This is a genomic window from Thermosynechococcus sp. PKX82 (genome assembly GCF_031583255.1).
Lineage (GTDB): Bacteria > Cyanobacteriota > Cyanobacteriia > Thermosynechococcales > Thermosynechococcaceae > Thermosynechococcus.
In genome coordinates, this window is the sequence record NZ_CP134169.1 from 18,405 (window position 1) to 30,010 (window position 11,606).

Sequence of the window (11,606 nt, forward strand, 5' to 3'; positions counted from 1 at the left end):
CAGCCCTTGTTCTAAAAACTATGGAGCACATGAACGGGGATGAGAGCCTCGTGCCTGCTGTCAGCGCACAATCGTTCTAACTGTTTGGAGCAGTCTCAATCCTCACGAGAGGGGCTGTAACTACTGATGCATCAATGCATTCGTTCATTGTCCTTACTTGCGATCGCGCTTATGATCTTCAAACTCAGAAAATCTCGAATTCTCATGATCCTCTCCGCTATTATTACCGCTGGCATCGTTGTTGCTTGCGGTCCTCAAGGAGGGGGTGGCCCAAATCAAGCGGGCGAGCCGATAAATATTAATGGTGCCGGCGCCAGTTTTCCTGCCCCCCTTTACCAAAACTGGTTCAAAACCTACGCCCAGCAGGTTGATCCCAACGTCCAAATCAGTTATCAATCCGTTGGCAGTGGTGCTGGTTTGGAGCAGTATATTAACGGCACAGTGGATTTTGCTGGTTCCGATGCACCGATAGCCGGCGATCGCCTGAAGTCCTTTCAGGAAAGATACAAGGCTGACCCCATCCAAGTTCCCATGGTCGGTGGTGCCGTTGTCTTTGCCTATAACCTGCCCGGTGTGGATGAACTGAAATTACCGCGGGCGGTCTATTGCGACATCGTCATGGGCAAAATTACCCGCTGGAATGATCCCAAGCTGGTTGCTGCAAATGAGGGTAAAACGCTTCCCGATAAACCAATTACCTTTGCCCACCGCTCTGACGGCAGTGGCACCACATTTATTTTCACAAACCACATCAATACCGTGTGTCCTGGCTGGCCGGCAGGGGTTGGCACCTCCGTCAATTGGCCTGTGGGTGTTGGTGGCCAAGGCAATGAAGGCGTGGCTGCCCAAATTCAGCAAAACGAAGGCACCATTGGCTACGTCGAGTATGCCTATGCCAAACTCAACAACTTGCCCCGCGCCCTACTGGAAAACAAGGCAGGTAACTTCGTCTATCCTTCCCCGGAAGCTGCCTCCAAAGCCTTTGAGGGCGCTGACGTTCCCGAAGATTTTGCATTGCTAGTGCCGGATCCCGAAAATCCCGAAGCCTTTCCCATCGCTGGCTTGACATGGATCTTGGTGTACCCTGAGTACCAAGATGGCAGAAAATGGCAAGCCCTTAAAAATGTGCTGCTTTGGGCACTGGGCAATGAGGGCAAAAGCATTGCCGAACAGCTGGACTATGTTCCCATGCCTGACGACATCGTCGCGCGAGTCAAGGCAACCCTCGATAAGGTGAAAGTCACAGGCTAAATCATGCAACCGCAGGGGGAGTGTTTCCCCCTCGCAATCCCCTAGGATGAAAAAGAGCCAGTTATGGCAATTGAGGCAACTGATCAATATTACCCGTGAAACCCTATGGCTGTTACCAGCACCCCCCCTGAATCACCGGATTTGGCTGCGATTGAGGCACGGAAAAACCTCCGCTACTACCTCGATCAATCCTTCTACTATCTGACAATGGTCTTTGCCTTGGCGGTGGCTGTTGCCCTGCTCTGGATTGTGATTCAAATTGGCCTTGCGGCTATACCTGCAATTACACGATTTGGTCTGCGCTTTCTGGCTAGCACCACATGGGATCCGGTGCAAAATATCTACGGCATCCTACCCCAAATCTACGGTACCCTTGTCAGTGCCCTCATTGCCCTACTGGTGGCAGTTCCCCTAGGACTGGGTATTGCCGTCTTTCTCAGTGAGGACTTTCTACCTACGTACATTCGTACCCCAATTGCCTTTGCGATTGAGCTATTAGCTGCCATTCCTAGTGTGGTCATTGGCCTGTGGGGCATCTTTGTGCTGATTCCCTTTTTGCGGCCATTTTACAATTTCCTGCACGAGTACCTCGGCTGGATTCCTCTCTTTGGTACCAGTCCTCGCGGTAACAGCATCCTCACCTTAGGTCTAGTGCTGGCGTTCATGATTTTGCCCCTGATCACCTCCATTTCACGGGAAACGCTGGTTTCTTTGCCTCCTTACTTACGCCAAGGAGCAATGGCTCTAGGCGCCACCCGCTGGGAGACGATTTTGCGGGTGCTCATTCCCGCTGGATTTTCGGGGATTGTGGGTTCGATTATGTTGGCTCTCGGTCGGGCGATGGGGGAAACGATGGCCGCAGCTATGCTCGTGGGCAATACCAACCGCATCAGCCTCTCAATCCTTGAGCCGGGTTCGACGATCGCGTCATTGATTGCCTCCCAGTTTGGGGAAGCAGGGCGAGAGCAAGTGGCTGCACTGCTGTATGCCGGTTTAGTGCTCATGATCCTGACACTGCTGGTCAATATCTTGGCAGAAATCATTATTAAGAAGTTTCAAAACGTTGAGCGATAGGTTGCACCATGACAGAGATCAGTAACCGCCTTTCTACCGCAGAGATTCAACTAGGCAAGGTCTGGACTTCGGCACGAAACCTCTTTGGTCTGTTGATGACAGGTGTGACGGGACTGTTTGCTGTCATTGCGGTGATTCCCTTGGCAGCCATTGTCATCAATGTGGCGTCCCAAGGACTGCCTCGGATTAACTTAGATCTGTTTACAAAACTGCCACCGCCGCCGGGTTTGAGTGGGGGGGGCTTGGGAAATGCGATCGTTGGTACGTTAATCGTGCTCGCTGTTGCCATGGCGATTAGTGTTCCCATTGGCGTTTTGGGCGCTGTGTGGCTGTCCGAATTTGGGCGGGGGAGCAAAATCGCCTATTGGGTGCGGTTTTCGGCAAACGTTCTCAGTGGGGTGCCCGCTATCATTGCGGGTTTGTTTTCCTATACGATTGTGGTCATGACGATGGGCACCTTTAGTGCCTTTGCCGGTGGGGTGGCTCTGGCAGTGGTCATGCTGCCCATTGTGATGCGAACCACAGAGGAAGGCTTGGTGCTGGTACCTGAGGAGGTTCGTCTGGCAGCATTGGGATTGGGTGCCACTCGTTTTGAGACGGTAACGCGAGTTGTTCTCCCTGCGGCGTTGCCCTCTATTGCTACTGCGGTAACTCTAGCGGTGGCGCGGGCAGGGGGTGAAGCGGCACCTCTCCTCTTTACGGCTCTGAATAATAATTTCTGGTCAACGGATTTGTTTCGCCCCATTTCCACGCTTTCGGTACAGGTTTATTTCTTTGCCATCATTCCCTACAAACCCCAGCAGGAACTGGCATGGGCAGGCGCGTTGGTGTTGCTGAGCATCATTTTGATCGTCAGTATTGGCTCCCGCTTACTCACTCGTAAGAAACGCTACTAAAGACTTAAAAGGTAACTGTTCTATGACAACTTACCCTAAACCTACTCCTAAAGTGGTTTTCCAAGTGCAGAACGCCTCGATTTTTTATGGCTCATTTCGGGCAGTACGGGATGTGACGATGGACATCTATGCCAATGAAGTAACGGCTCTCATTGGCCCATCGGGTTGTGGCAAGAGCACGCTGCTGCGCTGTTTTAACCGCATGAATGATCTGGTGCCGGGTGCTCGGGTAGAGGGCAAGATTACCTACCACGGCAAGGATCTGTACGCCAAGGAGGTGGATCCCGTGGAGGTGCGGCGGCGTATTGGTATGGTGTTCCAAAAGCCTAATCCCTTTCCCAAGTCAATTTATGACAATGTGGCCTTTGGAGCGCGGGTCAATAAGTATAAGGGGGATTTGGGTGAGCTAGTGGAAACTGCCCTACGGCAGGCGGCTCTTTGGGATGAGGTGAAGGACAAGCTCAAAGAAAATGGTCTGTCGCTCTCTGGCGGACAACAGCAACGGCTATGTATTGCGCGGGCGATCGCCACCAAGCCCGAGGTCATCCTCATGGATGAACCCTGTTCTGCCCTTGACCCCATTTCTACCCTCAAGGTGGAAGAACTGATCCATGAATTGAAGCAGAACTACACGATTGTGATCGTGACCCACAATATGCAACAGGCGACTCGGGTGAGCGATCGCACTGCCTTCTTTAATGCCGAGGCCACAGAACGGGGCAACCGGGTAGGCTACCTCGTTGAGTATGACTATACTAGCATTGTCTTCAATAACCCCAAAGAGCAAGCCACGATGGATTATGTCAGTGGCCGTTTCGGCTAAGGTCTAAAGCGGCGGCTGCTGCTGGTGCCAAGGGGTCGCCTGTTCATAGGCATAGGCAACGTGAAATAGGGTCTCTTCCCCTAGGACGTTGCCAATCAATTGCAGACCAATGGGCAGCCCTTCGTGATCAAAGCCACAGGGGAGGCTCAATGCGGGTAAGCCAGCAAGGTTCACGGGAATGGTCATCAGATCTGACAGGTACATACTCAGGGGGTCGGCGGTTTTCTCCCCAGCTTTGAAGGCAGTGGTGGGAGCTGTGGGGCAGACCAAAACATCCACCTGTGCAAAGGCTTGGGCAAAGTCTTCTTTGATCAGGGTGCGTACCTTTTGTGCCCGTAGGTAGTAAGCATCATAGTAGCCAGCGGAAAGGGCGTAGGTGCCAATCATGATCCGTCGCTTCACCTCAGCCCCAAAGCCTTGGGCGCGGGTTTTCATGTACATTTCAAGGAGATCGCTGGCTCCTTCAGCGCGAAAACCAAAGTTCACGCCATCATAGCGGGCTAGGTTTGCCGAGGCTTCCGAAGGGGCAATAATGTAGTAGGTGGGCAGGCCGTAGGCAAAGCGGGGACAGGAGAGTTCAACAATCGTGGCTCCCAATTCCTCTAGGGTTTTTAGGGCGGCCTCAAGGGCAGATTTCACTTCTGGTTGGATGCCTTCACTCACTGTTTCTTGAATAACGCCAATGCGCATTCCTTTGAGATCGGGTTTGAGGGCTTGGGTGTAGTCGGGAATCGACACGCTGAGACTGGTGGCATCCTTGGGATCATGCCCCGCGATCGCCCCCAAAAGAATCGCAGCATCAGTAACTGTCGGTGCCAAAGGCCCAATTTGATCCAATGACGACGCATAGGCAACAAGGCCATAGCGCGACACCAAACCATAGGTCGGTTTGAGGCCGACCACCCCACAAAAGGCGGCGGGTTGACGAATGGAACCGCCGGTATCGGAACCAAGGGCAGCCGCACATTCCCCGGCAGCAACGGCGGCAGCAGATCCCCCAGAAGACCCCCCAGAGACCCGCTCTGGATGCCAAGGATTGGCGGTGAAACCAAAGGCAGAATTTTCGGTGGAGCTGCCCATGGCAAATTCATCGAGATTGGTTTTGCCCACCATAATCGCGCCAGCGGCCTGCAATTTTTGGGTCACGGTGGATTCGTAGGGGGGGACAAAGTGCTCCAGCATCTTAGAGGCACAGGTGGTGCGCACACCGTAGGTGCAAAGGTTATCCTTGATGGCCAAGGGAATCCCTGTGAGCACACCAATCTCTTCACCGGCAGCAATGCGCTCATCTACAGCGGCCGCTTGGGCAAGGGCGCGATCGCCCGTCACGGTTAAGAAGCTATGGAGCGTTGGCTCCACTTGGGCAATGCGATCTAAGTAAGCTTGGGTAATTTCAGTGGCGGAGCGTTCTTTGCGAACGAGTTGACGGTGGAGCTCCTGAATCACTGACATAAATGCAGATTCCCTAGTGACAATGCAACACTGGCGATCGCGGGCATGGCCGCAAACAGGCCAATCTTAAGTTTAGCAATGTGGCTGATCATTTATTGCTCCAGATGCAGCGCTTTGGCACAGGGCTGTCTCTGAATCAATCAGCGATATATTAGGAATCAAGAAGCCCTGACGACGGTGCTCATGCCCTTGGGGAGTATTCGATGGAACCGCTCGACCCCGTGGATCGGGAAGCCTTTACCAACCCGACATTGCAGCGATTGTTGTTCTTTGTCTATTTGCTGCCCATTTTTGGCATGATTCCAGCACTGTGGCAGTTGAGTCGCCGGGGGAGCGATCGCCAGACCCGACAAGTGAGCCGCCTCGCTGTTCTCATTGGTCTCATTTGGCTGTTGGGCTATGGCCTGCTGAATGGGGCGGTCAGCGTGAGTGAAGCCCAGTCTCTGCATCATGGCCTATTACTCTTTCTCAATAGTCTCTGGGGATCCGCCTATTTTCTGGTGAACTTGGGGCTGATGGTACAGTTGTGGCAGGGGCGATCGCTGCAATTGCCCTTCCTACAACGTCTGATGAAATACCTGCCATGACCCCCAAGCGCTGGTTTTGGCCCCTGTTGGGATTCAGCGCCATTCTGGTGCTCATCCTCTGGTTGATATCGGCACTCACGTGGCTCTATGTGCAGGTGGCCTTTACTGCCCCCTTTTTGGCCAATCTCTTGGTGCTGATTTTCATTGGTCTATTGGGGGGGCTGCTCTATACCTTCTTTCGTTACCTGTACTTACTTGAGCGCAAGGGCAAGCCCGCCACCGCTACGCCCCAAGCCCCCCTCGATAAAACGGAGGCCGCCGCCGAAAACCTCAAAGCCCTACGGCAGCAACTGAGTCAAATTGAAGATGAGGTGGCACGGCAGGCGCTGTTGGCACGGGCACGGGAGCTGGCGGAGGATTTTTACCGCCAAGAATTGCGCATTGTGGTCTTTGGCACCGGTTCGGCGGGTAAAACCTCTCTTGTCAATGCCCTTCTTGGTGAAATGGTGGGGGAAGTGGCACCAACAATGGGCACGACGGCGGTGGGGCAAACCTATCGTTTTTGGCTACCTAATACAGAGCGGGAAATTCTGATTACCGATACCCCCGGCATTTTGGAGGCGGGTGTGGCTGGTACCTACCGCGAGCAATTAGCCCGCCAACTGGCCGCCGAAGCAGACTTACTCCTTTTTGTGCTCGATGATGACCTGCGCCAGTCGGAATATACCCCCTTGGTCAACTTGGTGGAAATGGGCAAGCGATCGCTCTTGGTGCTCAATAAAATTGACTTGCGCTCCGAGGCCGATCAACTGGCTCTTTTGCGCCATCTACGGCAGCGGGTCAAGGGGTTGATTCCACCCCAAGATGTGGTGGGTATTGCCGCCCGTCCCCAACCGATTCGCCTCGACACAGGAGAGTGGTTAGAACCCGAACCCCATATTTGGCCATTGATTCGGCGGCTGAGTGCTATTCTCCGCGAGGAAGGGGATGACCTCGTGGCAGATAATATCCTCTTGCAGTCGCAACGCCTAGGGGAGCAGGCTCGCAAAATCATTGATCAGCAACGGCGCCGCCAAGCCGATAAGGTAGTGGAGCGCTACCAGTGGATCAGTGCGGGTGTGGTCTGTGTCACGCCGATTCCCGGCGTAGATCTACTGGCTGCCGCCGCCGTGAATGCGCAAATGGTGATGGAAATTGGCAAGGTCTATGGCTGTGACCTGAATCGCGATCGCGCCCGCGAGCTAGCTCTTTCCCTAGGCAAAACCCTGGCCAGCTTGGGCATTGTTAAGGGAGCCATGAATCTCGTCGGTACGGCCTTGCAATTGAGCATGGGGGGGCTGGTGGTGGGCAAAGCCGTCCAAGGAATTACAGCCGCCTATCTCACTCGGATTGCGGGCAAAAGTTTTATGGAATATTTTCGCCACAACCAAGACTGGGGCGATGGTGGCATCAGCGAAGTAGTTCAACAGCAATTTGAACTCAATCGCCGCGATGAATTTATTCGCTCCTTTGTGCAGCAGGCGATCGCCCGCTTACCGTCGCAACTTGGCACCATGATGCCTGAAGCAATGAAAACACCCTTATCCCATGAGGAAGAGCTGCCTTAAGGTATTCTTAGGATTCCCCCAAGGGTCTTAGCAAAAACCGCTACTATGTTCAGTAACTATTTTATGTTACCGATTTCGGATGAGTCTCTCGACCCGCAGTCCCGATCTTGAGGTGGAACAACTGCCGCAGTTATTGCAGGCAGCTCGGTCTCGTTATTTGGCCGGGGAGCGATCGCCCGCTGTGACGAAGCCCCTCTCTCAAGCCCTGCGAGCCATCCTCGAGCGCAACATTGATACCCATCTGAGTCAACGCGGCGGCTATCTCCAACGCCTAGTGGAAGCCTATTTTCGCCTCTTTCCTCGCTGCCTAGAAAACTTGAGCCGCGATCAACTCCAACAGCAGGCAGTGCAAAAAACGGTGCAGCGGTTACTGCAAATTCCCGCCACCGTCATTCAAGACGAGTACGATCGCCTCAATCGTGGCCAGTACAATCAACCCCTAAAGCAACTGGTGCTTGCCTTTAGTCGCCCAGCCCTAGCCAACCGTAATCCCTCTCCCGAATTGACAGAGGCCGAGTGTTTCCTTGCCTTCTTTATCCAGTGCCTACGTCAAGAACTCGGCGCAACGGTTCTCCTATCCCCCCAGTTTCGCCAAGAGTACCGCGATCTCCTGCGCACGGTGTGTCTGGGGAGTTCTGATCCCGAGCAATGCCAAAGTAACCTCACGGGCTGGCTCTGGGAAGCAATGAAATCCTTTGACCCCCTCAAGCCCTTTGGTGCCACTGGTCATGGTCGTCCCACCTTTGAAGCATGGGTGCGCACGGTCATCAGCAATAAACTGGCGGATGAAAAACGCAAACTCCTCAAGCGCGAGGCCGATGAACTGCTCTTCTATGACAACCGCGCCCTGCAAGTCTTTCAAGATCGTTATCAAGCAGCACCCCCTGAGGTACAACGGGAGATTGATCCCAAAGCCTGCGCTCAGTTGATTACGATTGTCCAAACGGAAATTACCGATCCCCGTATCCGTGCTTCGACGGCTCGCTTGCGCCAGCACATTGCCCAACTCTTGGGCTGGACGATCGAGTACACCCGCGACATTCATCAACAGGTGCGGCGTATTCTTGGACGTTATGTGCAGTCCACTCGCTCTCTGAACATTTGCTCCACCGACAGCAACCAAGAATGGATTGACAACTATCCCGATACCCGCACACTGCCAACCAGCAATGGCCAAGGGGTGGAGTGCATAGTGGAGTTTCTCAATGATCCGCAGACGCCGACATGGGTCAGGGATTGGTGTGAGCGTCGCCGTACCCAAGCCGAAATTGCCCGTGAACTCTTTGTCAGCCAGCCCACGATTTCTCGCTGCCTCGGTCGTGAATATCGCCTGTGGCTCTACCGTAAATTCTTTCAAGATCCCCAGATTCCGCAATGGATGAGGCGATGGTATGAAACCCAATCAATCCCCAGCCCCCACCAACGACGGCAAACCCGCCGTGAAATTCACCCTGACTATGCCCGTGGCCGCTACACCGCAAAACAAATTGATGAGCAAATAGAGGCCAAACTTGCGCAGTGGTGTGAGCATAACGATATTTACTACCTTCCCTAGGCAGCCTCGCTTTTTCGTACTTGGTTTGGATGACGACGGCTATGACTTCCTTTTTGGCACCGACTGTTCCCATTCGTTCCCTGATATTGGATGCCGCCCATGCGGTGCTTCAGGGATGTCGTCCCAGTCGGCAACGGCAGGTTCTGCCCTATTTGGTTGCCCTCTACGCCTTCATTGACTGGTGGGAAAATGAGGGTGTTCCCAGTAAGCAGGATGATCTGGACGATCTGCCCGATGATCTGACCTTGAGTACCACTTGGTGTGAGCGGCCAGAGGTTCTTGACCTTGTGGACATTGCGGATCTCAACTTGGAAGGGGTGCAGTTATCTATCTATCCTGTCGAGGCGGGAGAGTCTCTGCGGATCCATTGCCCGACATTTTTGGGGGTGATCAACGCCGATTTGGCAGTTGCTGTTGGTTTGGATCGCGATCGCCGTCAGGCACAGATGCTGGGTTTTTGCGATCGCCAGACCCTTCTTGACTACTGGCAACACCATCCAGCGGATGCCCAAGGCTATGGCACCTTTCCCCTAGAGCACCTGCAACCCATCTTCTACTTGCCTGAGCAAATTAGCTTCCTCAACCCGCTGCCCCGAAGCACACCGCTGGCCACCAAGGGCAATACCTACGGTCAACGCCTCGAAACTCTACCGCAGCTCACCCAGCGCACGGCTGTTGCTGAACCTGAAGGGTTGCCCCTCGACAATGAAACCGCAATCCAACGCCTTTTACAAGCCCTCCAAGGCTACACTGAAACCTCGGAAATTTCCCTCTCCCAAGATTAAGATTGGGCTTCTGGGGGCGATGTGTTTTCGGGTGAGTGCTCGCGGTAGTAGGCCTGTGCTCCCTCTTTGGTATGAATCTGACCGGGTTGAGGACGGCGATGGGTTTGCAGGCCTTGCAGCACTTCTGATAAGGTCAAGCCTTCCGGCAGGGGCGATCGCACTTCCCGCACCTTGTGCCACACCGAGCGCGACATCATTAAACTGCGGCGGATAGGTTCAGCCCAGCTTTCAAGGTAGGCTTCTCGCTCCCCTTGGTAATCCGTCGAAGACAGCAGTAGAGGTACGGGCGGATAGGCCTGCACCAAGCGAGCAATGTGGGTCAGTACCCCTGGATACAGATTTGTATAGGCAGGATGTACTGTTAAGTCTAGCCAGTGGGGCGTGTGTCCATCTTGGCTGGTATGGAGTGTATAGGAGGCGATCGCCACCTTCCGCTGTGGTTCAAACACATAAGCACGATGCACTTGTACCTGTTGCGACCAACTGGCCAAACCGTGGTGTAGCCAATCCAAAAGACTCGTTTGAAAGTCCCGATAGTGGCGATTAAAGACTTGGCGCACCAGTGCCGGCATCGACATCGTATCCAACTCATGCAGCAACCGTGCATCAGCATTCGTGACCTTCAGCAAATTAGGCAAGCAAGGTGTGCCCTGTGCCAGTTCTGCCAACTGATCCGCTGAAATTTGCCAGTAGGTGAGATGCGCCAAGGGTTGAAAGCCATTTTGGCGGTAGAGGTCTAGTGCTTCACGGTGGTCAATATTGATTTCAACCATCCAAGTACGGGCTTCCACAAGGGTACTAAAACAGTGGCGCAGGAGTTGTGTCCCCACCTCCGTAAACTCTTGGGCGGCCAATTGCTGCACCTGCCATGTGGTGCGACTTTCATTAAAGGGAGCCACCTGCACAACGCCCAACACTTGGTTGTCCCGCTCCGCAACATAAATCCGCAGCTTGCTCATCCCCGTTAGCCACTGCAATAGATGCAGCGGTGAGGTCATCAGGCCACCCGCCAAGGACGGCAGACCAAAGGGTTGATCATGTACCCCTTCATGGCACAGCCGCTGTTCCACCACCTCCACATCCCGATAGGCCAAGGGACGGATAATCAAATCACCAGTGGAGGGCAAGTCGGAAACCATCAGCCGGCACCAATCACTACTTCCATCTTAAGGACTCCAGTCCCAAAATAAAGGGGCGATGCCCAACGACAACCGCCCCAGCAACATAAATTGTGCAAAATCGCCTTAGTAAAGTTCTTCCTCTTGGTGGGTGAGGATTTTGCAGTCAGAACGGGGATAGGCGACACAGGTGAGCACAAAGCCCTTCTCGATTTGGTCATCATCCAAGAAGGATTGATCCGACTGATCCACTTCCCCTTCCAGCAGCTTGCCGGCACAGGTCGAGCAAGCACCAGCACGGCAGGAGAAGGGCAGGTCTAAGCCTTGCTCTTCAGCCACATCCAGAATGTACTCATCTTCGGGCACGTCAATTGTTGTTTCGCTTCCATCAGGACGCACTAGCGTTACTTTGTAGGTTGCCATGAATCTTGTCCTCTCATGTATGGAAAAGGCAGGGAGCCATCACGCTCCAATTTAGATACTAGGGGAAAACCCTAACCTTGATGGTTGGATTCAAG

General features: G+C 53.8%; 11 protein-coding genes. 8 read left to right on the forward strand and 3 right to left on the reverse strand.

What is annotated here, in order from left to right; all coding sequences use genetic code 11:
- The first annotated feature begins 204 nt into the window (after window positions 1–204).
- The 4 genes from pstS to pstB all read left to right on the forward strand — a co-directional run bounded on the left by pstS (window position 205) and on the right by pstB (window position 4,044).
- Window positions 205–1,251 (forward strand): phosphate ABC transporter substrate-binding protein PstS, encoded by a 1,047-nt coding sequence (gene pstS / locus RHH53_RS00095; protein WP_310743893.1) that lies wholly within the window; start codon window positions 205–207, stop codon window positions 1,249–1,251.
- Between the two features lie 105 nt (window positions 1,252–1,356).
- Window positions 1,357–2,325, forward strand: a complete 969-nt coding sequence (gene pstC / locus RHH53_RS00100; protein ID WP_206200544.1) for a phosphate ABC transporter permease subunit PstC — start codon at window positions 1,357–1,359, stop codon at window positions 2,323–2,325.
- 8 nt (window positions 2,326–2,333) lie between these two features.
- Window positions 2,334–3,221, forward strand: a complete 888-nt coding sequence (pstA, locus tag RHH53_RS00105) for a phosphate ABC transporter permease PstA (protein ID WP_302678519.1) — start codon at window positions 2,334–2,336, stop codon at window positions 3,219–3,221.
- Between the two features lie 22 nt (window positions 3,222–3,243).
- The gene (gene pstB, locus RHH53_RS00110; protein WP_206200546.1) at window positions 3,244–4,044 is read left to right on the forward strand and encodes a phosphate ABC transporter ATP-binding protein PstB; all 801 of its coding nucleotides are present in this window, start codon (window positions 3,244–3,246) and stop codon (window positions 4,042–4,044) included.
- A gap of 3 nt (window positions 4,045–4,047) precedes the next feature.
- Here the strand turns inward: pstB and gatA are convergent, their stop codons facing one another.
- The gene (gene gatA / locus RHH53_RS00115) at window positions 4,048–5,496 is read right to left on the reverse strand and encodes an Asp-tRNA(Asn)/Glu-tRNA(Gln) amidotransferase subunit GatA (RefSeq protein WP_310437775.1); all 1,449 of its coding nucleotides are present in this window, start codon (window positions 5,494–5,496) and stop codon (window positions 4,048–4,050) included.
- A gap of 203 nt (window positions 5,497–5,699) precedes the next feature.
- Between gatA and RHH53_RS00120 the strand changes: the two genes are divergently transcribed.
- The 4 genes from RHH53_RS00120 (at window position 5,700) to RHH53_RS00135 (ending at window position 9,970) form a co-directional block, all read left to right on the forward strand.
- Complete coding sequence (locus tag RHH53_RS00120) at window positions 5,700–6,083, forward strand: hypothetical protein (protein ID WP_302678521.1); 384 nt, start codon at window positions 5,700–5,702, stop codon at window positions 6,081–6,083.
- Window positions 6,080–7,630, forward strand: coding sequence for a DUF697 domain-containing protein (locus tag RHH53_RS00125; protein WP_310743894.1), 1,551 nt, complete (start codon window positions 6,080–6,082; stop codon window positions 7,628–7,630). Before RHH53_RS00120 ends, RHH53_RS00125 begins: the two co-directional genes overlap by 4 nt.
- 79 nt (window positions 7,631–7,709) lie before the next feature.
- Window positions 7,710–9,185, forward strand: a complete 1,476-nt coding sequence (locus tag RHH53_RS00130; RefSeq protein ID WP_310437777.1) for a hypothetical protein — start codon at window positions 7,710–7,712, stop codon at window positions 9,183–9,185.
- Between the two features lie 29 nt (window positions 9,186–9,214).
- A complete protein-coding gene (locus RHH53_RS00135; protein ID WP_310743895.1) occupies window positions 9,215–9,970 on the forward strand; it encodes a hypothetical protein in 756 nt (251 codons plus the stop codon).
- Here RHH53_RS00135 and RHH53_RS00140 read toward each other — a convergent pair.
- The gene (locus RHH53_RS00140; protein WP_310453831.1) at window positions 9,967–11,109 is read right to left on the reverse strand and encodes a GNAT family N-acetyltransferase; all 1,143 of its coding nucleotides are present in this window, start codon (window positions 11,107–11,109) and stop codon (window positions 9,967–9,969) included. The genes RHH53_RS00135 and RHH53_RS00140 overlap by 4 nt on opposite strands.
- Window positions 11,110–11,214: 105 nt before the next feature.
- Window positions 11,215–11,511, reverse strand: a complete 297-nt coding sequence (gene petF1 / locus RHH53_RS00145; RefSeq protein WP_297051799.1) for a ferredoxin PetF1 — start codon at window positions 11,509–11,511, stop codon at window positions 11,215–11,217.
- Between the last annotated feature and the right edge of the window lie 95 nt (window positions 11,512–11,606).

Excerpts from the sequence above, each read along its gene's own strand:
- RHH53_RS00125 (WP_310743894.1), top strand. The coding sequence starts at position 6,080 with ATGACCCCCAAGCGCTGGTTTTGGCCCCTGTTGGGATTCAGCGCCATT.
- pstB (WP_206200546.1), top strand. The coding sequence starts at position 3,244 with ATGACAACTTACCCTAAACCTACTCCTAAAGTGGTTTTCCAAGTGCAG.
- RHH53_RS00130 (WP_310437777.1), top strand. The coding sequence starts at position 7,710 with ATGAGTCTCTCGACCCGCAGTCCCGATCTTGAGGTGGAACAACTGCCG.
- petF1 (WP_297051799.1), bottom strand. The coding sequence starts at position 11,511 with ATGGCAACCTACAAAGTAACGCTAGTGCGTCCTGATGGAAGCGAAACA.
- gatA (WP_310437775.1), bottom strand. The coding sequence starts at position 5,496 with ATGTCAGTGATTCAGGAGCTCCACCGTCAACTCGTTCGCAAAGAACGC.
- RHH53_RS00120 (WP_302678521.1), top strand. The coding sequence starts at position 5,700 with ATGGAACCGCTCGACCCCGTGGATCGGGAAGCCTTTACCAACCCGACA.
- RHH53_RS00140 (WP_310453831.1), bottom strand. The coding sequence starts at position 11,109 with ATGGTTTCCGACTTGCCCTCCACTGGTGATTTGATTATCCGTCCCTTG.
- RHH53_RS00135 (WP_310743895.1), top strand. The coding sequence starts at position 9,215 with ATGACGACGGCTATGACTTCCTTTTTGGCACCGACTGTTCCCATTCGT.
- pstC (WP_206200544.1), top strand. The coding sequence starts at position 1,357 with ATGGCTGTTACCAGCACCCCCCCTGAATCACCGGATTTGGCTGCGATT.
- pstA (WP_302678519.1), top strand. The coding sequence starts at position 2,334 with ATGACAGAGATCAGTAACCGCCTTTCTACCGCAGAGATTCAACTAGGC.
- pstS (WP_310743893.1), top strand. The coding sequence starts at position 205 with ATGATCCTCTCCGCTATTATTACCGCTGGCATCGTTGTTGCTTGCGGT.